Annotated in this window: 18 protein-coding genes and 2 tRNA genes; 7 read left to right on the top strand and 13 right to left on the bottom strand. The window is 71.3% G+C overall.

Annotation, left to right across the window (positions count from 1 at the left end; all coding sequences use genetic code 11):
- Window positions 1–173 precede the first annotated feature (173 nt).
- Both tig and AQI88_RS25740 read right to left on the bottom strand, forming a co-directional pair.
- A complete protein-coding gene (tig, locus tag AQI88_RS25745) occupies window positions 174–1,568 on the bottom strand; it encodes a trigger factor (protein WP_067003550.1) in 1,395 nt (464 codons plus the stop codon).
- Between the two features lie 179 nt (window positions 1,569–1,747).
- A tRNA-Pro gene (locus AQI88_RS25740) sits at window positions 1,748–1,824 on the bottom strand.
- A 163-nt stretch (window positions 1,825–1,987) separates the two neighbouring features.
- On the opposite strand from AQI88_RS25740, the gene AQI88_RS25735 reads away from it, so the two are divergent.
- Window positions 1,988–2,058: transfer RNA gene (locus tag AQI88_RS25735), tRNA-Gly, on the top strand.
- Window positions 2,059–2,306: 248 nt separating this feature from the next.
- Here AQI88_RS25735 and AQI88_RS25730 read toward each other — a convergent pair.
- Window positions 2,307–2,555 (bottom strand): SCO4226 family nickel-binding protein, encoded by a 249-nt coding sequence (locus AQI88_RS25730; protein WP_067003621.1) that lies wholly within the window; start codon window positions 2,553–2,555, stop codon window positions 2,307–2,309.
- Window positions 2,556–3,244: 689 nt separating this feature from the next.
- On the opposite strand from AQI88_RS25730, the gene AQI88_RS25725 reads away from it, so the two are divergent.
- Window positions 3,245–3,454, top strand: coding sequence for a hypothetical protein (locus tag AQI88_RS25725; RefSeq protein ID WP_067003548.1), 210 nt, complete (start codon window positions 3,245–3,247; stop codon window positions 3,452–3,454).
- Between the two features lie 207 nt (window positions 3,455–3,661).
- Here the strand turns inward: AQI88_RS25725 and AQI88_RS25720 are convergent, their stop codons facing one another.
- Together AQI88_RS25720 and AQI88_RS25715 are read right to left on the bottom strand one after the other, a co-directional pair.
- Complete coding sequence (locus AQI88_RS25720; RefSeq protein ID WP_067003546.1) at window positions 3,662–5,881, bottom strand: protein kinase domain-containing protein; 2,220 nt, start codon at window positions 5,879–5,881, stop codon at window positions 3,662–3,664.
- Window positions 5,882–5,938: 57 nt separating this feature from the next.
- Window positions 5,939–6,133: a hypothetical protein gene (locus tag AQI88_RS25715; RefSeq protein WP_067003544.1), complete on the bottom strand. Its 195-nt coding sequence runs from the start codon at window positions 6,131–6,133 to the stop codon at window positions 5,939–5,941.
- A 512-nt stretch (window positions 6,134–6,645) separates the two neighbouring features.
- Between AQI88_RS25715 and AQI88_RS25710 the strand changes: the two genes are divergently transcribed.
- On the top strand, window positions 6,646–7,761 hold the full coding sequence (locus AQI88_RS25710; RefSeq protein ID WP_398698704.1) for an acyltransferase family protein: 1,116 nt from the start codon (window positions 6,646–6,648) through the stop codon (window positions 7,759–7,761).
- Between the two features lie 33 nt (window positions 7,762–7,794).
- Here AQI88_RS25710 and AQI88_RS25705 read toward each other — a convergent pair whose 3' ends face one another.
- The 4 genes from AQI88_RS25705 to AQI88_RS25690 form a co-directional block, all read right to left on the bottom strand.
- A complete protein-coding gene (locus tag AQI88_RS25705) occupies window positions 7,795–8,250 on the bottom strand; it encodes an HD domain-containing protein (protein ID WP_067003539.1) in 456 nt (151 codons plus the stop codon).
- The gene (locus tag AQI88_RS25700; protein ID WP_067003536.1) at window positions 8,247–10,688 is read right to left on the bottom strand and encodes an FtsX-like permease family protein; all 2,442 of its coding nucleotides are present in this window, start codon (window positions 10,686–10,688) and stop codon (window positions 8,247–8,249) included. The genes AQI88_RS25705 and AQI88_RS25700 overlap by 4 nt, the downstream gene beginning before the upstream one ends.
- Window positions 10,689–10,818: 130 nt before the next feature.
- Complete coding sequence (locus AQI88_RS25695; RefSeq protein ID WP_067003534.1) at window positions 10,819–11,577, bottom strand: ABC transporter ATP-binding protein; 759 nt, start codon at window positions 11,575–11,577, stop codon at window positions 10,819–10,821.
- 131 nt (window positions 11,578–11,708) lie between these two features.
- A complete protein-coding gene (locus tag AQI88_RS25690; RefSeq protein WP_067003532.1) occupies window positions 11,709–12,881 on the bottom strand; it encodes a PP2C family protein-serine/threonine phosphatase in 1,173 nt (390 codons plus the stop codon).
- A gap of 175 nt (window positions 12,882–13,056) precedes the next feature.
- Here AQI88_RS25690 and AQI88_RS25685 point away from each other — a divergent pair, with 175 nt between their 5' ends.
- Window positions 13,057–14,298, top strand: a complete 1,242-nt coding sequence (locus AQI88_RS25685; protein WP_067003530.1) for a GNAT family N-acetyltransferase — start codon at window positions 13,057–13,059, stop codon at window positions 14,296–14,298.
- 10 nt (window positions 14,299–14,308) lie between these two features.
- Here the strand turns inward: AQI88_RS25685 and AQI88_RS25680 are convergent, their stop codons facing one another.
- Entirely contained in the window at window positions 14,309–15,118 is an 810-nt protein-coding gene (locus tag AQI88_RS25680; protein WP_067003528.1) for an Fpg/Nei family DNA glycosylase, read from the bottom strand.
- 112 nt (window positions 15,119–15,230) lie between these two features.
- Window positions 15,231–15,716: a ribose-5-phosphate isomerase gene (locus AQI88_RS25675; protein WP_067003526.1), complete on the bottom strand. Its 486-nt coding sequence runs from the start codon at window positions 15,714–15,716 to the stop codon at window positions 15,231–15,233.
- A gap of 247 nt (window positions 15,717–15,963) precedes the next feature.
- Between AQI88_RS25675 and AQI88_RS25670 the strand changes: the two genes are divergently transcribed.
- Window positions 15,964–17,391 carry an amino acid permease gene (locus AQI88_RS25670; protein WP_067003524.1) on the top strand — a complete coding sequence of 476 codons (1,428 nt, stop codon included), beginning with the start codon at window positions 15,964–15,966 and terminating at the stop codon, window positions 17,389–17,391.
- Window positions 17,392–17,409: 18 nt separating this feature from the next.
- On the opposite strand, the gene AQI88_RS25665 is transcribed toward AQI88_RS25670, so the two are convergent.
- Complete coding sequence (locus AQI88_RS25665) at window positions 17,410–19,230, bottom strand: serine/threonine-protein kinase (protein WP_079057789.1); 1,821 nt, start codon at window positions 19,228–19,230, stop codon at window positions 17,410–17,412.
- Between the two features lie 159 nt (window positions 19,231–19,389).
- Here AQI88_RS25665 and AQI88_RS25660 point away from each other — a divergent pair, with 159 nt between their 5' ends.
- Complete coding sequence (locus AQI88_RS25660) at window positions 19,390–20,106, top strand: LPXTG cell wall anchor domain-containing protein (protein ID WP_067003522.1); 717 nt, start codon at window positions 19,390–19,392, stop codon at window positions 20,104–20,106.
- A 65-nt stretch (window positions 20,107–20,171) separates the two neighbouring features.
- Entirely contained in the window at window positions 20,172–21,500 is a 1,329-nt protein-coding gene (locus AQI88_RS25655; protein WP_079057788.1) for an FAD-binding oxidoreductase, read from the top strand.
- Here AQI88_RS25655 and AQI88_RS25650 read toward each other — a convergent pair.
- Window positions 21,487–22,068 carry a biotin transporter BioY gene (locus tag AQI88_RS25650; protein ID WP_067003520.1) on the bottom strand — a complete coding sequence of 194 codons (582 nt, stop codon included), beginning with the start codon at window positions 22,066–22,068 and terminating at the stop codon, window positions 21,487–21,489. The genes AQI88_RS25655 and AQI88_RS25650 overlap by 14 nt on opposite strands.
- Between the last annotated feature and the right edge of the window lie 409 nt (window positions 22,069–22,477).

The following is a 22,477-nucleotide window of genomic DNA, read 5'->3' as shown; positions in this document are numbered from 1 at the left end:
CACCCGTCACGGATGGCTGCGGGTGCGTGGGGGCCGGTCGCGCCCCGCGGCGGAGCCGCATATCGGTACAGCCCCGTGCCCCTCGGGTCGGCCGCTGCCCGCGGTACGACAAGGCCCCTGGGAGACACACTCCCAGGGGCCCGTCTACGTCGTCAGAGGCGCCGCAGGGCCGCTCAGCCCTCGGCCTTCTCCTCGTCCGCGGCCTCGGCGGCGCCCTCGGCGGCCTCGACCGTCTCGATGGCGGCCTCGGTCTCGTCCTCGTCGTCCAGGTCGATGACCTCGCCGTTCGTGTCCTTCACCGTGGCGGCCTCGACCACGACGGCCAGGGCCTTGCCGCGGGCGACCTCGCCGACCAGGAGCGGAACCTGGCCGCCCTCGACGACGGCCTGGGCGAACTGGTCGGGGGACATGCCGGAGGAGGCTGCACGCCGCATGAGGTGCTCGGTGAGCTCCTCCTGGTTGACGTTGAGGCTCTCCTTCTTGACCAGCTCGTCGAGGACGAACTGGGTCTTGATGCCCTTGACCGCGGCCTCGCGGGTCTCGGCGTCGAACTCCTCGGCGGTCTTGCCCTGGATCTCCAGGTACTTGTCGAGGGTGAGGCCCATCTGGCCGAGCTGGTGGTGCTCCAGGTTGTGCTTGCGGGTGTTGATCTCGTCCTCGAGCAGCTTCTCGGGGACCGGGACCTCGACCAGCTCGAGGAGCTTCTCCAGGACGCGCTCCTGGGCCTGGGTGGCCTGGTCGTACTGCTTCATGTTGGCCAGGCGCTTGCGGCTGTCGGCCTTCAGCTCGTCCAGGGTGTCGAACTCGGAGGCGAGCTGCGCGAACTCGTCGTCCAGCTCGGGCAGTTCACGGGCGGCGACCTGGGTGACCTTGACGGTGACCTCGGACTCCTTGCCCGCGGCGGAGCCGCCCTTCAGCTCGGAGGTGAAGGTGGCCTCGCCACCGGCCTCCAGGCCCTTGACGGCGTCGTCGATGCCGTCCAGCAGCTCGCCGGAGCCGATGGTGTAGGAGACGCCGTTGGCGATGCCGTCCTCGAGGACCTCGCCGTCGACCTTGGCCTCCAGGTCGATGGTGACCACGTCGCCGTCCTCGGCGGCGCGCTCGACCGGGGAGGTGGAGGCGAAGCGCTCGCGCAGCTGTTCGACCGACTTCTCGACGTCCTCGTCGGTGACCTCGACGGCGTCGACCTCGACCTCGATGCCGGAGTAGTCCGGGATCTCGAGGGCCGGGCGGATGTCGACCTCGGCGGTGAAGTTCAGCGTCTCGCCGTCCTTCAGCTCGGTGATGTCGACCTCGGGCTGGCCGAGGACGTTGAGCTCGGCCTCGTTGACCGCTTCGGTGTAGAACTTCGGAAGCGCGTCGTTGACCGCCTCCTCCAGCACCGCACCGCGGCCGAACCGCTGGTCGATGACGCGGGCAGGGATCTTGCCCTTGCGGAAGCCCTTCACCGTGACCTGCTGGTTGATCTTCTTGTACGCCGCGTCGAGGCTGTCCTTGAGCTCCTCGAAGGGCACCTCGACAGTGAGCCGAACCCGGGTCGGGTTCAGGGTCTCCACGGCGCTCTTCACGGTTCGGTCTCCTTGTGGCTGACTTCTTGGGTTCTGCCGGAGCCAGACAGCTCCGGCGGATTTCGCCGCCCGGAGGAGTTCGTAGGCCGAGTGGGCCGGGACACACGGGCGCGCAGCTTGCATAGTAACCGCAGCCGGTCAGCGCCCCAAAAGGCGATCATCGCGGTGACGCGAGTCGGTGGTCGGGGTGGCGGGATTTGAACCCACGGCCTTCCGCTCCCAAAGCGGACGCGCTACCAAGCTGCGCCACACCCCGTCTGGTGCGACACGTAGGGTACATGCCCGGGCCGGATCCGTCGGCCGCTTTATCCCAGCGCCGCACGCGTGACATCCCCGCAGTCCAACACGTTGGCCTCCGCGGCGGGCGACCCGCTACGATGCTCTGCAGTGCCGCGGTCACGAACCTGCGGCGCGTTGTTGCGGGCGTAGCTCAATGGTAGAGCCCTAGTCTTCCAAACTAGCTACGCGGGTTCGATTCCCGTCGCCCGCTCTGTACGCCGAAGGCCCAGGTGAGAGGTTGTTTTCCTCTCCCTGGGCCTTCAGCCGTTCCTGGGGCTGCTCAGCCCTTCGTGTCCCCTGCGTGCCCCTTCGGCACCGGGATGAAGGGGGCGCCGTTCCCGACTGCGGGCACACTGTGGCGAGCGTGGCGGGCTCCCATCCCGTCCACCATCAACCCAGGCAGAGCCGAGCAGACGCAGTACGTTCCCGACTGCGGTTCTCCGCGGGTGGGGGCTTTGTTCACACGGTGAGGGGGACAGGGTGGATCTCGTCGGCCGGGTGACCTGTGCGTTCGTGAATGCGTTTGACCGCTTCGGCCGAGGGAGCCTCGGAGAGGCAGTAGACCGTGCCGGACTCCGGGTCCGCCCAGGCCCTCTCGAAGTGGACGCCTTCTTCCCCTTCGATGGCGACGTTATCCTGGTAGGCCTCCCTCAGCTGGTCGGTCGTGATGTCCTTCATCCCGTGGTGGATGTCCATGAACTGGGGCATGGCGTCGCACCTCCTTCCGACTTCCGCGTCCCGGCGTTGCGACTGGCCAACCCGCTTGCCAGCCATCATCTCCATCCTGTGCCCGTACGACCGTGGCGGCGACCGCACGGGCTGGCACGCATCAGGCCGCAGTGGGCTGCCTCCGCTGTTTGACGTCGGCTGTGAGCTTCACGGCCGGGCCGTCTCTGGGCCGTCCGAGGCCCCCCAAGGTCGACCAACGACGACCGCCAGTGACAGTCGAGCTACGGCCCCCAACGGTGAAACCCCAGGTCAACGGCCACCGACCATACGGGTTTCCGCCGGGGATCAGCCGTCGGGCAAGATGGGGTGCATCTGTCAAGACCACGTGCCGTGGCTGACATCAGCGGCTGACACCAACAGGCACGTACATGAGCGGTCGGCGCCGAACCCGAGCGGACGATCAGCCGAGGCTCAGCGCGAGTTGATCGACGTCTCCGACGCCCCGTGATCGACCTGATAAGGATGAGGACAGACCTCAGAGCCTGGACCAGTACGGACGCCATCCTCGCTGTCGGTCGGCGCCCGTCGCCTTGACTCGGCAATTGAGACTCCGCCGACCGCGTGGCCCGCTGACTAGCCAGATGGTGCGCCTGCGGAAGGGCAGCTCCAGCCCAAAGGAGGCAACCTGAAGCTACGGCCGCCCGCATCACTGAGGAGGGAAGATCGTCATGGCCGGACTGGCAGGGGTGCCCGGCGGAGAGTGGATGGTCCGGGACGCGAAAGGCCGCAAGTACAGCTTCGACTCGGAAGAAGAGGCGTTCGAAGCGCTTCCTGAGTACGGGGAAGGGGCTACGGTGTGGACCCGCGACGTCTATCGCGTGCTCTTCTTCACACGGTCCGTCGACGGCTGGCAGCAGGTCACCAAGCCGAGCGACTAGCGTGTCCCCCACGTGCCCGATCGGACGGCAAGCGACGGGGAACATCGGTGAGCACCCCAGGAACGCGCAGGTCAGCGTCTCGCCAGCTCAGCCCCGATCCGCATACGCGATCTTCCAAACTAGCTACGCGGGTTCGATTCCCGTCGCCCGCTCTGTACGGTCCAGGGGCCCGGCTCCCGCTTCGGCGGGGCCGGGCCTTCGGTGTGCTCAGAGGTCCTTGACGTTCAGGGTGTAGACGGAGCGGATGCCGTAGGGGACGTAGAGGGCGTCGCCGACCAGGACGAGGGGGGTGTGGGCGGGGTCGCCGGAGTCGGAGGTGCCGCCGTCGTCGCGGCCGGGGGCCGTCCCCACCACCCTGCCGGAGCGTGCGTCCAGGACGGCCAGACGGCCCGCTGCGGAGGCGACGTAGACGCGGTCGGCGGTGGCCAGGGGCGGGCCGGGCTGTTCGACTGTGGAGGCGCTCTGCCACAGCAGGCGGCCGGTGAGCGGGTCGACCGCGTGCAGGCTGCCGCTGGTGCGGGTGAAGTAGACGGTCTCGTGTCCGACGTAGGCGGTCGCGCCGGCCTCCGGCTGCTTGAGGCCCACGGTCGTCAGCACGTGCGAGGAGAGGTCGATCAGGGTCAGCTTGCGCCGGGTGGCCCCGGCGGAGGACAGGACCAGGTGGCCGTGGGCCCGGCCGAGCAGGGTGAGGCCTTCGTCGGCCGCCACCCACCAGCGGGGCCGGCCACTGCCCGGGTCGAGTTCGGCGATGTGCGTGCTGGTGGCGTCGCCGTCGTCGTTGTAGGTCGTGCACAGCATGTACGGCCGTCCACCGGCCGCGCGCAGCCCGCACTCGGCCTTGTCGCCCGTGTATCTGTGCGGCATCGCCCGCTTCCACAGGACATCGCCGTGGGCGGCGCCGAGCAGGGCGTACGACCCGCCCTCGTCGCCGTACACGGTGATGACGCCTCGGGCGACGGGGATGGCGTAGCCGGTGTCGTTGGCGAGTCCGCCGAAGGACAGGTACGACGAGGCCGCGTCGGCGCGGCCGCTTCGGCTCGTGCCGACGGGCAGCAGAGCGCCCTGGCCCCCGGCGGTGGGCTTCTGCCAGAGCACCTCACCGGTGGCCGCCCGCAGCGCCTGTATGGAGTAGTGGGTCACGGAGGGCTCGTCCGGCTTGCCCGGCACGTCCCGGTCGTCGGCGCCGTAGACGTACACCACGCCGCCGGGGCCGGTGCCGAAGACGGCGCCACCGCCCGTGAAGCCGGACTTGACGGGGGTCGGGTCGGTTCCCTTGCTGTAGGTCTGTCTGCCGTCCGCGAGCGCGAAGCGGGCGGCCATGATGCCGTCGCCCGCGCACACGAGGGAGGTTCCGGTGGCGGCGCAGTCGCTGAAGGAGTCGCTCGGGCTCTGGACGTCCGGGTTGCCGCGGTAGGGGTCCGACGCCTGCCGGTGCCAGGCGTGCCACCCGGCCGGGAGGGTGCCCCGGGATCCGCCGTCGTCGCGGGTGACGGCGACGGCCGTGGCCGCCACGGCCGCCAGGACGGCGAGGGCGGCGACGGCGGCCGGCCACCAGCGCCGGCGCGGCCGTACCGGCTCGGCGTCCGGCTCCACGGGCTCCGGGCCCGGTTCGGGCAGCCGCCCCTCGCGCAGCAGGTGCAGGAGTTCGTCGGGGGTCGGCCGGGACTTGGGGTGCTTCTCCAGGCACAGGCGGACGAAGGGGAGCAGTTCGCCGGGGACGCCGTCGAGGTCGGGATCGCCCTCGACGACCCTCGTCGCCGCCTCCCAGGGGCTCGCGCCGTCGAACGGGCCGCGCCGGGTGCCCGCGTACACCACGACCGCGCCGAGGGAGAAGATGTCGGCGGCGGGGCCGACGTCGTGCGGAGAGGTGAACTGCTCGGGGGACATGAAGGGCGGGGTGCCCATCACGCGGCCCGTCTGGGTGAGGGCGTCGGCGGGGGCGAAGTCGGCGGCGCGGGAGATGCCGAAGTCGATGACCCGGGGGCCGTCCTCGGCGAGCATCACATTGGCCGGTTTCAGGTCGCGGTGGACCACGCCGGCGCGGTGGATGTCGCGCAGGGCCTCGGCGAGACCGGCGGCGAGTTCACGCAGGCGGCGGGGCGGCAGCGGGCCGTGGCGGCGGACATGGGTGCCGAGGTCCTCGCCGGGGATGTAGAGCGTGGCCATCCAGGGGCGCGGCGCGTCGGCGTCCGCGTCCACCACGGGTGCCGTGAAGGCGCCGCTGACCTGGCGGGCGGCGGCCACCTCGCGGCTGAAGCGGGTGCGGAACTCTTCGTCGTCGGCGTACTGGGCGTGGACGACCTTCAGGGCGAGCGGACGGCCGGAGGCCGAGCGGGCGAGGTAGACCACACCCATGCCGCCGCTGCCGAGGCGGTCCTCGATCCGGTAGCCGCCCACTTCCGCCGGGTCCGAGTCGCGCAGCGCCATCCCCGTACGTCCCCCCGTTTCTTCAGTTGTCCCACTCCGCCGGTCCGCCCCACCGGGTCAGAAGTTGATCTGGTTGATGGTCTCCGCTATGGAGTTCAGGAACCGGTTGATGGACGGCGCCATGCCGCTCGAGGCGAGGAAGAAACCGAAGAGCGCGGCGACGATGGCCGGGCCGGTCTTGATGTTCCCCCCTCGGATCAGCATCACCAGGATGATCGCCAACATCAGCACCGCGGATACTGAAATCGCCACAACTGATCACACCTTCGGTCGGTCCGCTCTCCCGGCCCGGGGGTACGGCCCGCGCACCCCCGCCAGAACCATCGTGCCACCAACCCGGCTCCCGTATGCGGCTCGTGACACGACGTCGGACACCGGCCCGATGCGGGCGATGGGCCGCGCAGCAATTCGACGGGGCATCCATGCGCGGCAGCACAGGGAATTGCGCGACTTCGTTTCCGTGTCCACACATCACATCCGCAGGTAATTCGAATTGATGACACAGAGGTGACGTATGCCCCAATTAGTCGGGATGAATGGGGACATCAAGGGTGAACGGCGGGCTTCGATGTGCCCACCATCACGTGGACAGGGGTGACGAGTTATGTAAATCAGCGGGTACTCGAAGGCGATAACCAGGAATGACCGCGGGGGTTTTACGAAATCCCACAGTCGACGCTAGGGTGCCTGAGATGTTTGACGCCGCCTCGTCCCCCGGCCAGAACCGCAGCCCTCTTCCCCCGGCACAGTCGCCGGTGGACGCAGTGCCCGGTCCGCGTACCCCGACGAGTGCGCAGAAGCGGCGGCCGGTGGCGGACAGACCGGGCAGACAGCGCGACTCGTTCTTCGACAACGCCAAGTACCTGGCGATCGTGCTCGTCGCGATGGGGCACGCCTGGGAGCCGCTGAAAGGCGACAGCCGGATCCTGGAGGGCGTGTACACGGTCGTGTACAGCTTCCACATGCCGGCGTTCATCATCATCTCCGGCTTCTTCTCCCGCAGTTTCGACATGCGCCCGGACCGGCTGAAGCGGCTGATCACCGGTGTCGCCGTGCCGTACGTCCTGTTCGAGACCGCGTACCCGCTCTTCAAGAACGTCGTCGTGGGCTCCCACGAGGAGATCAGTCTCCTCGACCCCTGGTATCTGACCTGGTTCCTGGCGGCCCTGTTCGTCTGGCGGCTCACCACGCCCGTCTGGAAACTGGTGCGCTGGCCGCTCCCGCTCGCCATCGGCATCGCCATGCTGGCCACCGTCACCCCGAGCATCGGTGACGACCTCGACCTCCAGCGCGTCCTGCAGTTCCTGCCCTACTTCGTGCTCGGCCTGTGTATGAAGCCCGAGCACTTCCAGCTGGTGCGCCGCCGCTCGGTGCGGATCGCCTCGGTGCCGGTGTTCGCCGTCGCTCTGGCGGTCGGCTGGTGGGCGGTGCCGCGCATGAACACCGCGTGGTTCTACCACCGCGACTCCGCGCAGGAGCTGGGCGCCCCGTGGTGGTGCGGCCCGGTGATGGTGCTCGCGATGATGGGCTGCTCGCTGCTGCTGACGGCCTGCTTCTTCGCCTGGGTGCCGCGCCGCAGGATGTGGTTCACGGCGCTCGGCGCGGGCACCCTGTACGGCTATCTGCTGCACGGCTTCCTGGTGAAGTTCGCCGACTACCGCGGCTGGTTCGACCACGCTTCGCTGCACCGCCCGCTCGGCGAGATCGCGGTGACCGTCGTCGCGGCCACCGCCGTCACGCTGCTGTGCACCCGGCCGGTGCAGCGGGTGTTCCGCTTCGCGATGGAGCCGAAAATGGACTGGGCCTTCCGACAGGACGCGGCCGAACTGGCCCGCGAGCGCCAGCAGAAGGAGCGCGAGCGCGAGAAGGTCAGCGCCTAGCCCCGCCTAGCCCGCCTTCGGCTCACCCTTCGCTCACCCTTGCCCAAGACCGAGAAGTTTGCGCATCCGCATGTACTTCTCGGTCAGTCGTTTCCGGGTCGGCTCGTCGAGGACGGCGAGACGGCCCGGGTCGGCGTTGTGGGCCAGGTCGGCCTCCTTCACCAACAGCGCGCCCGGGGTGGCGAGGATCCGGCGCGCGTACGCCTCCGGCCCCTCCCCCGCCCTCTTGGTGAGGGCCTGGACGACGGCCTTGGTGCGCGCGGTCAGCGCGGCTGCCATCAGCCACTCCTCCGACAGCGCGTCGTCCTCGACGGCGTCGTGCAGCCAGGCCGCCGCGATCTGCTCGGCGTCGCCGCCGCGGGCCCGTACGCCCTCGGCGACGGCCGCGAGATGTTCGGCGTACGGCCGTCCCGCCTTGTCGGTCTGCCCTTCGTGGGCCCTACGGGCGAGGCCCTCGACTTCTGCCAGGGTGAGATGGGTCTCGGTCACCCCTCCAGTGTCTCCCGGCGCAGCGCCGCCCGGGCCGGGACGGTGACCGCGGTCAGGCCGAGGACCAGGATTCCGCCGGCGAAGGCGCCGTAGAGCAGCGGGGGGATGTACGGCCCCTGCCCGGTCAGCCCCTTCATCATCGGCACCAGCGTGGCCAGTGCGATCGCGGTGCCGAGCACGATGCCGGCGAGGGCGACCAGCAGGGCCTCCCAGCGGACCATGCGCAGGATCTGCCGCCGGGTGGAGCCGATCAGCCGCAGGGTGCCGAGTTCGCGGCGCCGGTCCAGGACGGTCATCATCAGGGTGTTGCCGGCGGCGACGGCCGCGAAGCCGCCGAGGACGGCCGCCATCACGGAGTTGGCCCAGGCGTTGAGTTCCCGGTCCAGGGACTGGGCGGCGGAGTAGCCGGTGCGGTCCAGGACGGTGCCGAGGGGCGCGAGCGCGGTGGCCGTACCGCCCTTGGTCCACAGCTCGGTGTCGAAGGCGGAGCTGACGTGAGCTGCGAGGCCGGCGCGGGCCATCGTGAGCTGGGAGAGGCCGAGGCCGCGGCCGTACGTCGCCACGACCACCGGTGCGGCGCGGGTGCCGTCGGGCAGGTACAGGTGCAGCCGTTCGCCGACGCGCACATGGGCGTCGTGGGCGAGAGAGGCGTCCACGGCGACCTCGCCGGGCTTGAGGGAGAGCCGCCCGTCGCGGACGTCCAGGTCCTGCACGGCGGCCAGGTCGCGCACGGAGCCGGTGACGCCCTGGGTGGAGGCCGACTCCAGCGATCCCGCGACCGGGACGAGGACCGAGGTCCGCAGCAGGCCGACGGCGGCGGTGACTCCGGGCGCCTGGCGGGCCTGTCGTACGGCGTCGGGGGCGAGCCCCGGCTCTGCGGTGACGACGTGGTCGGCGGTGACGCCGGCGCGCTGCTGGTCGGCGGTGACCTTGTCCACGCTGGTCTGCAGGAACACCAGCACCGAGGCGAAGGCCATGGCGAGCACGATCGGAGTGATCGCGGAGGCCAGCCGACGGGCGTTGGTACGGGAGTTGGCGGCGGCGAGCGCGGCCGGGGCGCCGGCGCCGCGCAGCGGCAGCCCGAACAGGGCGGCGCAGCCGCGGGCGACGAGCGGGCCGAGCAGGGCTACGGCGAGCATGAGCAGGAACACGATCCCGAGCGCCGCATTGGCCGCGTCCTCCCCCTGGAGGGTGGACGCGAGGCCCGCGCAGACGCACCCTCCGACGGCGGCGGCGAGCCCCAGGGGCGTCCGGATCCAGCCGACGCGCAGCCGCTCCACGGACGCCTCGCCGAGCGCCTGCCCCGGCTTGATGCGGGAGCTGCGGCGGGCGGCCAGGTATCCGGCGCCCAGGGCGGTGACGAGGACGGCGCCGACGGCGGTGACCAGCGGAATCCAGGAGACGGAGAGGCGGACGGCGTCCGGGATCGCCCCCTTGTCCTGGAGCTGGCCGAACCACCAGTGGGCCAGCGCGATGCCGGGCAGGCAGCCGGCCGCGCCCGCGAGCGGGGCGACGAGCAGCGCCTCGGTGGCGATGGTCCGGCGGATCTGCCGCGGGGTGGTGCCGATGGCCCGCAACAGGGCGAACTCGCGGGCGCGCTGGCCGACGCCGAGGGCGACGGTGCCGGCGGCGGTGAACACGGCGACGAGCGTGGCGATGCCGCCGAAGGAGCCGCCGAGTCCGGTGAGCAGTTCACGGGCCTGGGAGAGCAAGGGATCCTCGACGGCGCCGCGGTCGTCGCCGGTGTGGACCAGGGCGCGGTGGCCGAGAGCGCGGGCCACCTGGGACTTGAGGGTGCCGGGGGTGACGCCCGGCTCGGGGAGTACGGCGATGGCGTCGACGCGGCCCGGGTGCCCGGAGTGCCGCAGGGCGTCGGAGTCGGCGAACCAGGCGGTGGCGTCCGGGGCTTGGACGGTGCCGGAGACGCGGTAGGCGGTGCGGGCGCCGTCGGGGGTGGTGAGGGTGACGCGGCTGCCGACGGTGCCGTCGGAGAGGACGACCTCGCCGGGGCCGGGTGCGCGGCCGGTGGTGAGCCGCTCGGCGGTGAAGGCGGTGGAGGCCCAGTTGTGGGCGGTGCGGGCGGTGCCGTCGGTGCCGTGCGGGCCGCGCACCGGGAAGGTGATGTCGGCGACGGCGGCCCGGGCGCCGGGGGCGGCGGCGGCCTCGGCGACGAGGGAGGCGGCCAGGCGGGCTCGGTCCGGGACGGGTTGGCTGTCGCCGTCGTCGTGGTGGTGGCCGAGGCGGGCGCGCTGGTCGGCTGCGGCGACGACCGGGGCGTGGGCGTAGCGCTGGGGTGGGACCTCGGCCCGGATGCCGGTCTCCAGCAGGATTCCGCAGGCCGTCACGATCAGCGCGGCCAGTGCGAGGGCGATGAAGGTGCCGGTGAAGGTGGAGGGCTTGAAGCGGAGGGCTGCGCGGGCCAGGCCGTTGGGATGCATCGGGGTGCCGTTCGGGAGTCGTGGGGTGGTCCGCCTCGGCTTCGCCGTCGGCGGCTTCCGGCCCGGCGGGGGTCAAGGCGGGTGGATCACGCGGCGGCCCTGCGGCCGGTCCGGGGTGCGGCTTGGTGGGTCAAGCGGCGGTCTGTGTGTAGGTGGGGCGGGCTGTGAGGTCCCTCATGCGGGCGGCGATGCGGTCGGCGGGAGCCCGGTCCAGGTGGTCGATGATCGTGCCGTCGGCCAGGAACAGGACGCGGTCCGCCCAGGCGGCGGCCGACGGATCGTGGGTGACCATGACGACCGTGGCGTGCTGGGTGTCGACGGCTCCGCGCAGCAGCGCGAGGATCTCGGCGGCGGTGGTGGTGTCCAGGGCGCCCGTGGGCTCGTCCGCGAAGACGACGTCGGGGTGGGTGACCAGCGCCCGGGCGATGGCGACGCGCTGCTGCTGGCCACCGGAGAGCTGGCCCGGGCGACGGCGGCCCTTGTCCGCGAGGCCGACCTGCCCGAGCACCTCGGCGGCACGGCGACGGTCGGGGCGGTGGCCGGCCAGCCGCATCGGCAGCACGACGTTCTGCTCGACCGTGAGGGAGGGCAGCAGGTTGAAGGCCTGGAAGACGAAGCCGAGGCGGGTGCGGCGCAGCGCGGTGAGCTTGTTCTCGCTCAGGCCGGTGATGTCCGTGCCGCCCAGCACGATCCGGCCGGCGGTGGGGCGGTCCAGGCCCGCCGCGCACTGCAGGAACGTGGACTTGCCGGAGCCGGAGGGTCCCATCACGGCGGTGAAGGTGCCGGGCGGGAGGGTGAGGTCGATGCCGCGCAGGGCGTGCACGGCGGAGCCGCCGCGGCCGTAGCGGCGCGTGACTCCGTGCAGTTCTACGGCCCAGTCGCTTGGCATGGGGGTCCTTCCGGTCCGGGGCGTTCGCTGGTGTGTCTCGAACGTACGGATGCGGAGGGGGTCCGGACCATGCGGGCGGCTGGCGGATCCGGGTGGGGGAAAACCCCACCCTGTCTCGGGGAGGGCCGGGCTCAGCGTGTGGGTGTCGATGCCTCGCGGCAGATCAGGAGGAGTGCGCGGTCGTCGTTGACGTCTCTCGCGACCGCCTCGATGAGGTGCCAGGCGGCGCCGTGGAAGCCGCCGGCGACATAGCGGTCGGCCTCGCCGGTGAGGCGGTCGATGCCCTCGACGATGTCCCGGTCGGAGGTCTCCACCAGACCGTCCGTGAACAGCATCAGCACGTCCCCCGGCCGCAGCGAGCCCTTCATGGAGTCGAACTGCGCGCCGTCGTACACACCCAGCAGCGGGCCCTCGGCGGCCTTCTCCTCCCAGCGGCCGCTGCCCGCGCTCAGCTGGAGCCCCGGCGGATGGCCCGCGGAGTACAACTCGTAGTCCCCGGAGTCCAGGTCCAGGACCAGGTGGATGGAGGTGGCGAAGCCCTCGTCCCAGTCCTGGCGGAGGAGGTAGCCGTTGGCGGCGGGGAGGAAGGCGTGCGGGGGGAGGGAGCCCAGGAGGCCGCCGAACGCGCCCGACAGGAGCAGGGCGCGCGAGCCCGCGTCCATGCCCTTGCCGGACACGTCCGTGAGCACGACCTCCAGGGTGCGGCCGCCGTTCGTCCGAGCGGCGACGACGAAGTCGCCCGAGAAGGACTGGCCGCCCGCCGGGCGCAGCGCCATCTCGCGGTGCCAGCCCTGCGGCAGCTTCGGCAGCTTGCTCTGCACCCGGATGCGCTCGCGCAGGTCGAAGAGCATGGTGCCGCCGCGCCGCCAGGGCACGCCGACCCGGCTGCGGAACTGCGCGGTCAGCAGCCCGAAGAAGCCGCACGCGGCGACCACCAGGACCACGCCCGGGGTCACCCGCGAAGGACCCTCGGTGTACGGGCCGAGCCGCACCGACTCCACGATCAGCGCGGTGGCCCCCGCCGCGTACAGGCCCAGCAGGCTCGCCGGGCGCAGCAGCAGGCCGCCGGCGACGATCGGCAGGACCAGCGCGGCCGGCGAGAACCAGACAGAGTTGCCGAGTGTCATGGCCGCGAGGACGGGGATGGTGAGCAGCAGACCTGCGAGCGCGATCCAGTCCGAGCCGTCGCCGCGGAAGTAGTCCACGGCGCTTCTGCGCAGGCCGACGCGGGCCCGGTGCCACAGCATCTTCCACCGGGCCGTGAACGTCTCGGCCTTCGCGCGCCGCTCTCGTCCTGCTGCCATTAGTTCGGGACCCTATCCATCGGACCAGCCGCTTGGCACGGGAGGTCCCACTTGTCCCCCGTGAGAGGCTCAACTTCACGTTTCAACTTCACAGTGAACGGCACGGAGGGCCATCTCGCCGCCGCCCGGGAGAAATTCACTGGCTCGTCCCGCAATGTCCTGATAGGCATGGCTCATGGCGACTGACCGTGCGACCGAGTTGAAGGTGCTGCGCCCGGACGAATGGGACGGATGGTGGGACCACCTGGTCCGCGCCTTCGGTGACGGTCCGGCGTCGGCCGAAGAGCGCGAACTGGACAAATCCCTCACCGAGTTCGACCGCTCGCTGGCCGTCCGGGACGGGGACGCCGTCGTCGGGACGGCGGGGGCGTTCAGCTTCCGCATGACCGTGCCCGGCGGGGCGCTGATACCCGCCGCCGGCGTCACCATGGTGAGCGTGGCGGCCACGCACCGGCGGCGCGGGGTGCTGACCTCGATGATGCGGCGCCAGCTGGACGACGTGCGCGCCCTGGGCGAGCCGCTGGCGGTGCTGCAGGCCTCCGAGCCGGCGATCTACGGCCGCTTCGGGTACGGCGCCGCGACCTTCCAGCTGCACGCCGAGATCGACACGAGCCGGGTGGCGCTGGCGCTGCCTTCCGGCACCGACGACGTACGACTGCACTATGCGAAGCCGGCCGACGTCCTCGACTCCTGCGAGGCGGTGTACGCGGCGCTGGTGCCGCTGCGGCCCGGGATGCTGGCCCGCCGGCCCGGCTGGGAGCGGGCGGGGCTGCTCGATCCGGCGAGCGAGCGGGACGGGGCGTCGGCGCTGCAGTGCGTGGTCGCCGAGCGGGAGGGCGAGGTCACGGGGTACGCCCGCTTCCGCACCAAGCTCGGCTGGGGGCCGAGCGGGCACGACGGCACGGTGACGCTGGAGGACCTCGCCGCGCTGGATCCCGCGACCGAGGCGGCGCTGTGGCGCTTCCTGTTCGACATCGACCTGATGACGACCCTGACCGTGCGGGGGCGGCCGCTCGACGACGCCTGGCAGCACATGGTCTCCGACATCCGGCGCTGCCGGCCGCGGTTCCGGGACTCGTGCCACCTCCGTCTGGTCGACGTCGGTTCGGCGCTGTCGGCGCGTGCCTACCAGGCGCCGGTGGACGTCGTGTTCGAGGTCGAGGACACCTTCTGCCCCTGGAACGCGGGGCGTTGGCGGCTGACGGGCGACGCCAAGGGCGCGTCCTGCGTGCGCACGACCGACGCGGCCGGTCTCGCCCTGTCCGTACGGGAGCTGGGGGCGGCCTACCTCGGTGGCGTGACGCTGCTGTCGCTGGCGGCGGCCGGGCGGGTGCGGGAGCTGCGGCGGGGCGCGCTGACGGAGGCGTCGGTCGCGTTCGGCTCACCGGTGCTGCCGTGGCTGCCGCACGGCTTCTGACGGCTCCCGCTCAGGGCTTCTGGCAGGCGGGGCACCAGAAGAGGTTGCGGGCGGCGAGGTCGGCGGTGCGGATCCCGGTGTCGCAGATGTGGCAGGGCAGGGTGGCCCGGCGGTAGACGTACACCTCGCCGCCGTGGTCGTCCACGCGGGGCGGGCGGCCCATGGCCTCGGGGGTGTGCTCGGGCCGGACGGTGTCGATGCGGTTGTTGCGGACGCCCTCGCGCATGAGCGCGACGAGGTCGGCCCAGATGGCGTCCCATTCGGCGGGGGTGATGTCCTTGCCCGCGCGGTACGGGTCGATGCCGTGCCGGAAGAGGACCTCGGCGCGGTAGACGTTGCCGACGCCGGCGATGACCTTCTGGTCCATCAGCAGGGCGGCGATCGTCGTACGGCTGCGGCGGATGCGGGCGTACGCGGTGGCCGGGTCGGCGTCCTCGCGCAGGGGGTCGGGGCCGAGGCGGTCGTGTATCGCGCGCTTCTCGTCATCCGTGATGAGCGCGCAGGTCGTGGGGCCGCGCAGGTCGACGTACGAGGTGGCGTTCGCGAGGCGGAGGCGGACGGTGTCGGTCGGCGGGGGTGCGGGGACCGGGCCGAAGCCGACCTTGCCGAAGAGGCCGAGGTGGATGTGGATCCAGTCGGCGTCCCGGAACCGGAGGAAGAGGTGTTTGCCGTGGGCCTCGGTGCGGGTGAGTGCGGCGCCGTCCAGCAGGGCTGCCGCGTCCGAGAACTTGCCCTGGGGGCTGGTCACCCGTGGGGCGGTGCCCCGGAAGTGCTCGGCGTAGTCCTGGGCCAGCCGGTGGATCGTATGCCCTTCTGGCAAGACTGAGCTGTCCTTTCCTACCAAAGTCTCCCACCCACCTGTCTCGGTCGGTCGAGAGGTGGGCGGGTGGGCAAAAACGGGGGCCTGGGGGCGGAGCCCCCAGGGGGTGCCGTTACTGCTGCGGGTGGTGGGGCGGGATCGGGGGAAGGTCGCCGGTCGTCTCGTACTCCGCCAGCATGTCGATGCGGCGGAGGTGACGCTCGTCACCGGAGAACGGCGTGTTGAGGAAGACCTCGACGAACTTCGTCGCCTCCTCCTGGCTGTGCATCCGCGCACCCACGGCCACCACGTTGGCGTTGTTGTGCTGCCGGCCCAGCGCCGCCGTCTCCTCGCTCCAGGCCAGCGCCGCCCGCACCCCCTTCACCTTGTTCGCGGCGATCTGCTCCCCGTTGCCGGAGCCACCGATCACGACGCAGAGCGCGTCGGGGTCGCCCGCCGCCTTCTCCGCGGCACGCAGGCAGAAGGGCGGGTAGTCGTCCTGGGCGTCGTAGATGTGGGGCCCGCAGTCGACGGGCTCGTGCCCCGCCGCCCTGAGCCAGTCGACGAGGTGGTTCTTGAGTTCGTAGCCCGCATGGTCGGAGCCGAGGTACACGCGCATGGGACGAGTGTGACACGCCTGTTTCAGGGCAGCAGCTTCGGGTGTCAGCACGGAAAAATGTGAACCAGACCATAGAACCTCAAGGAAACCTCAAGTAACAATCCGGATTCAGAGGTTCCCGAATTCGTTCGCCTCGGATTCACTGGACCGGCTCGTACACCGCTCGTGCGAGGCCCCGTACTCCGCCACACAACGGCACCCCCGCTCGTACGGGAATCGCTCCACCGGCGCAAAGGAAATCCGTCCCATGACCCCTGGTTCCGGACTTCAAGCAGGCCTCAAGAACCGCCACCTCTCGATGATCGCCATCGGTGGTGTGATCGGTGCCGGACTGTTCGTCGGCTCCAGCTCCGGCATTGCCACCGCGGGCCCCGGCATCCTGCTGTCCTACGCTCTCGTCGGCACTCTCGTCGTCCTCGTGATGCGGATGCTCGGCGAGATGTCCGCCGCCAACCCGACCTCCGGCTCCTTCTCCGCGCACGCCGACCGTGCCCTCGGCCGCTGGGCCGGGTTCTCCATCGGCTGGCTCTACTGGTTCTTCTGGGTCGTCGTGCTCGCCGTCGAGGCGACCGCCGGCGCGAAGATCCTGGAGGGCTGGATACCCGCTGTCCCGCAGTGGGGCTGGGCCCTCATCGTGATGACCGTCCTGACCGCGACCAACCTGGTCTCGGTCAGCTCCTACGGCGAGTTCGAGTTCTGGTTCGCCGGCATCAAGGTCGTGGCGATCGGCGCGTTCATCGTCGTCGGCGCCCTGGCCATCTTCGGCGTCCTGCCGGGCGTGCACGCCGACAAGGCGAGCTTCGGCAACCTGACCTCCCACGGCGGCTTCCTGCCGCACGGCCCCGGCGCGATCCTGACCGGTGTGCTGCTGGTCGTCTTCTCCTTCATGGGCAGCGAGATCGCGACGCTGGCGGCCGGTGAGTCGGAGGACCCGCAGCGGGCCGTCACCAAGTCCACGAACAGCATCATCTGGCGTATCGGCGTCTTCTACCTGGGCTCGATCCTGGTCGTCGTCTCGCTGCTGCCGTGGAACGACGCGTCCATCCAGAAGAACGGCTCGTACGTCGCCGCCCTGGACTCCCTCGGCATCGCGCACGCCGGTCAGATCATGAACTTCATCGTGCTGACCTCGGTGCTGTCCTGCCTCAACTCGGGCCTGTACACGGCCTCCCGGATGGCCTTCTCGCTCGGCCAGCGCGGCGACGCCCCGAAGGCGTTCGCCCGCACCACCTCCCGGGGCGTGCCGATGACGGCGATCCTCGCGTCCGTCGTCTTCGGTTTCGTGGCGGTCTTCTTCAACTACCAGTACCCGAAGACGATCTTCCTCTTCCTGGTCAACTCCTCCGGCGCGGTCGCGCTGTTCGTGTGGCTGGCCATCTGCTTCTCGCAGCTGCGCATGCGGAAGATCATCCAGCGTGAGGCGCCGGAGAAGCTCGTCGTGAAGATGTGGCTGTACCCGTACCTGACCTGGGCGACGGCCGGTCTGATCGTCTTCGTCCTCGGCTACATGCTGACGGACACCAAGGGTGAGAGCAGCGGCCGTACGACCGTGCTGCTGTCCCTGCTGGTCGCGGCGATCGTGCTCGTGATCGCCTTCGTGAAGGAGAAGGTGACGGCGGGCCGCGCGACCGAGGCGCCCGCGGTCGAGGTGAACGACAAGGTCCCCACGGCCTGACCCGCTCTCCTCTTCGGCTCACAGCACGGTGAAGGTCTCCTTCACCGTGCTGTACGTCTTCAGGGCCCGGGGTTCGGTCTCCGGCTGGTACCAGGTGTTGATCTGGTACGACTTCCCGCCCGCGTCGAAGCCGAGCAGGCGGGCGTGCCAGGGGGTGCCCTTGAGGGTGAAGGTGTACTCCCAGACGACCGCCGGGTGCCCCTGGAAGGTGGTCTGCGCCAGCCGGATCTTGACGTAGTCCCGGCCTTGGCGGGCGTCCTGTTCCGAGCGCCGCCAGGTGTCCATGAGGTCGCCCCGGGCCAGCGAGGACTTGCCCACGAGTTCCTGCCGGCCGTCGGGCGAGGTGTAGTGCACCTCGGCGGCCGTCTTCACGTCCCGCCGCCACCCCTGCGGCGGCACCCACGCGAACCCGCCCGCCTCCGTCCGCGCGTCCGCCGGCGGGGTTCGCGGCCGGGAGGTGCCCTCGACGGCCGGGGAGGCGGCCGCGGAAGAGGAAGCGGTGCCGGTTCCGGTGCGGGCGCCCTCCGGCCCTGCGCCCCCGCCCGAGGTGGCGAGAAGCACGGCGGCCACGACGGCAACCGCGACGACTCCGAGCGCGGCCAGGAGCGCGGTACGGCCGGGGCCGCCCGAGGACACGGGAGCCGCCGTTCCGGACGAGGTGACCGCGCGCCGCCCGGCCACCGCCCCGGCACGCGTGAGGGCGGGCCCGCCACCGTCAGGAGCAGGGCTGCCACCGGCAAGGACGGGGCCGTCACCGACGGGGGCGGAGCGGTCGCCGACAGGAACAGGACCGAAGGCGACGGGGACGCGGCCGCCGCCGTCGGAGGCACCCTGGGACGGCCGACCGGACGGTCCCCGCCCGGCTTGAGCCTCACCGGGCTCACCCCGGCCCTGCCCCGCCGAGTCGGCGCCCACCGATCCGCCCTGCCCCGGCCCCGCCGTCGCCCCCTCCCCGCTCAGGACCGTCGGTGTGGGCGACGGATACGCCACCTGCCGCAGGGCGCGTTCCACCTCCGCAAGGGCGGGCCGGGACGACGGCTCCTTCGTCAGCAGGGCGGCGAGGAGGGAGTGCAACGGGCCCGCTGTGGGCGGGAGTTCGGGGTTCTCGTAGAGGACGGCGTGCAGGGTTGCCAGGGTGGTGTCGCGGGAGAACGGGGAGCGGCCGGCCAGGGCCGCGCAGAGGGTGGCGCCGAGTGACCACAGGTCGGACGGCGGGCCCTGGCGGCGGCCGGAGATGCGCTCGGGGGCCATGTAGTCGGGGGAGCCGACGAGCATGCCGACCATGGTGAGGGCCTTGGCATCCTGGATCGCGGCGATGCCGAAGTCCGTGAGGACCACCCGGCCCGCGCCGCCCGCCCCGACCGCACCGCCCTCGACCAGGACGTTGCCCGGTTTGATGTCCCGGTGCAGTACACCCCCGGCGTGCACCTGGCCGAGCGCCGCCGCCAGGCCCAGTCCGATGTGCGCGGTCTCCCGCGGGCTCAGCGGTCCCTCCTCCGTCATGATCCGCTCCAGTGAGCGCCCGGGCACCAACTCCATGACGATCCACAGGCGTTCGCCCTCGTCCACCACGTCGTACACGCGCACGACGTTGGGGTGGTCGATCCGGGCCGTCGCCCGGCCCTCGCGCAGGGTGCGTTCCCGGTGGGTGCGGCTGTCCTCCGCGGCCTGCCCGACGATGCGTATTTCCTTCACCGCGACCAGCCGGTCGAGTATTTCGTCGACGGCCCGCCACACCCGCCCCATTCCGCCCTGTCCGATGCTTTCGACCAGCCGATAGCGCGCGTTCACCAGCAGCCCCGGAATCCCGCCGGCCCCCGCCTCTCCCGCTTCCCCCATATTTCCCGGCAATGCGCCGCACCCCCCTCAACGACCGCCCCTGCTGAAACACAAAGGTCACACTTCAGGCCGTACCAGCATAGTGCGGGGAAATCTTGTGGTACCTCTTCAAGTACTGCGAATTCAGGCGCAGTCCAGGGGGTTACAAGGGGGGCGAACATGAGTTCTCGTCGCAGGGCGGGCATCACGGGATCGCTGGTCACGGCATCTTTCTCGGTCGTGCTGATCCTGTCCTGCCCGGCCGCCGCCGATGACCAGGGACCGGGCAGCGAAAAGGGGGGAAAGGCGATCGACCAGGCACCGGCGGGCGTACAGCTGCGCACTCTGCTGCCGGAGAAGATCTCGGTCGACAACAGTTCGAAGAAAACGGCGCTCACCGCCACCGTGAAGAACGAAGGAACCAAGGACAGCGGCGACATCCGGCTTTGGGTGGTCGGATACGACGCACTGAAGGTCACGAGTGTTCAGGGCTGCTCGGTGATCGCCGAAAAGGACCTGCCGAAAGGCTCGAACAGCGGTTTCAGTTGCCCGGTCGGTTCGCTTGCGGCCGGGCAGTCCAAGTCGTACGCCGTCCAGGCCACGTACGACCTGAGCAAGGCCGGGAAGATCTGTCTTCCCGTGAAGACCACGGACGGCAGGAAGACCTTCTGGCAGCAGGGCCCGGTGCCCTTCGGCACGGTCAACCCGTCCCCGAACGCCCCGGCCACCCCGCTGCTGCTCGGCACCGACAACAAGCCGGTCGCGCCGGGCGGCGACGAACTGCCGAAGACCGGCGTGGGGCGTGAGGTGCTGCCCCTGGGCGCCGCGGGCGCCGTACTGATCGCGGTCGGCGCGGCCGGGGTGTGGTGGTCGCAGCGCAGGCGGCAGGAGACGTGAGACGAAAAGACAACGGCCGCATAATCTGACGGAATCTGTCAAGATATGCGGCCATCCTGCGTCACATGACGTACGTGGACAACAGCGCAGACCTGCCCCTTCTCCACCCCGGCGACGCGGGCTACGAGGACGAACTCGCCGGATTCCAGCTCGGTTTCGCCCAGCGGCCCGCCATGGTCGTGGCCGCCCGCTGCGCCGCCGAGGTGGCCGCCGCCGTGCGGCACGCGGCCGCCGGGAACCTGCCCGTCGGCGTCCAGGCGACCGGGCACGGGCTGCCCGGCGCCGCCGAGGGCGGAGTGCTGGTGACGACCCGGCGGATGGACGGGATCACCGTCGATGCCGGGGCCCGTACCGTGCGGGTGCAGGCGGGAGTGCGCTGGGGGCAGGTGGTCGCGGCGGCGGAGCCGTACGGGCTGGCGCCGCTCAACGGGTCGGCGCCGAGCGTGGGCGCGGTGTCGTACACCCTCGGCGGCGGGCTCGGGATCCTGGCGAGGGAGTTCGGGTACGCCGCCGACCATGTGCGGTGGCTGGAGGTCGTCACCGCCGACGGCGAAGTGCGGCAGGTCACCCGGGAGTCCGACCCCGACCTGTACTGGGCACTGCTCGGGGCCGGGCAGAACTTCGGCATCGTCACCGAGCTGGAGATCGGTCTCGTGCCGGTGCGGACGCTGTACGGCGGCTCGGTCGCCTTCGACGGGCGCGCGGTGGACCCGGCGGCGGTGCTGCGCGCGTACGAGGCGTGGACGCGGACCGTACCGGAGGGGCTGACCTCTTCCTTCGCCGCCGTACCGTACCCGGATCTGCCCGCGCTGCCGCCGCAGCTGCGCGGGCGGTACGTCATCTCGGTCCGGGTCGCCTACACGGGCGCCGACGGGGACGCGCTCGTCGCCCCGCTGCGGGAGATCGGGCCGGTGCTCGCGGACTCGCTGCGCGTCATGCCGTACGCCGAGAGCCACACCATCCACAGCGACCCGGACTTCCCGCACGCCTACTACGGCGACAGCGCGGTGCTGCGGGAGCTGGATGTGGAGCGGGCCGGGGAGCTGCTGAGGCTGACCGGGCCCGAGGCATCCAGGATGTGCGTGGTCCAGGTCAACCACCTGGGCGGGGCGCTCGGCCGGCCCGCGCCGAATGCGGTGCCGTTCCGCGAAGGGCGGTTCCTGGTGCGGCTGTTGGCCGTCGGCGAGCGGGAGCAGGCGCGGGCGGTGCTCGACCCGGCGTTCGCCCTGCTGGCGGACGACACCCTCGGCCGCGCGCTGAACTTCGCCTTCGGGGCCGGGGACCGGGGCGCGGGTCTGTACGACCCGGAGACGCAAAAGAGGCTCGCCGGGCTGAAGGAGCAGTACGACCCGGCGAACCTTTTCCGCAGGACTTACGGCGTCAGCGCTTGCTGACGAACTTCCAGGCGGTCGGCAGCACGCCCATCGCCAGGGCGGCCTTCAGGGCGTCGCCGATGAGGAACGGGGTGAGGCCGAGGGAGATCGCCTGGGAGGCGGACAGGTCGGCGGCCAGGGCCAGGTAGGGCACGCCGACGGCGTAGATGACGGCCTCGCCGAGGATCATCGTGCCCGCCATGCGCAGCACGGAGCGGTCGGCGCCGCGGCGGGCCAGCGCGCCCACGGCCGCGGAGGCGAGCAGCATGCCGAGGATGTAGCCGAAGGAGACGGCGCCCGCACCGGAGGTGCCGCCCGCGAACCACGGCAGGCCGGCCACGCCGGCGAGCGCGTACAGGGCGAGCGAGAGGAAGCCGCGGCGGGCGCCGAGCGCGGTGCCGACGAGCAGCGCGGCGAAGGTCTGGCCGGTCACCGGCACGGGGGAGCCGGGGACCGGGACCGACAGCTGGGCCGCGAGACCGGTGAGCGCGGCACCGCCGAGCACGAGGGCGGCGTCGCGCACGCGGGACGCGGGCAGGAGGTCGGCGAGGACGGCGCCGGGGCGGGCGACGGCGGTGGCGGTGCTCATGGGGACTCCGCGGGTGGTGTGGGCAGGCGGGAACACCGTGACGCTATACCGGCCCCCTCGCGCCGATCATGGTCAGCGCTCGACAAAGGCAGGAACAGCCGCTTGGTGGGCTCCGGACAAAGGATGCGGGTTACACCGGGTACGGCGTGATACCGGTCACTGAGGTGGGGTGGTTCACGGTACGCGGGGACCTGGCACCGCATCTGTAGGGTTCCGCCAAAGGCCTGAGGACAAGGAGAGCTGCTCGATCGAGGGCGACGCCTCGCACGGCCCACCCGTGGCGACGTAACCGCGAGTTCACCCAGCGTACAGAGGGTGTCCGCATACTGGGCTGCTCATTCGCGTGAGCGGACGGGCCGCCCAGACTGTGGGCGTTTTTACCCGCCTATTGCACTGGACGAGCCGCTCC

Source organism: Streptomyces cellostaticus (genome assembly GCF_001513965.1).
Lineage (GTDB): Bacteria > Actinomycetota > Actinomycetes > Streptomycetales > Streptomycetaceae > Streptomyces > Streptomyces cellostaticus.
This window is presented reverse-complemented; position numbering and strand designations above follow the sequence as displayed.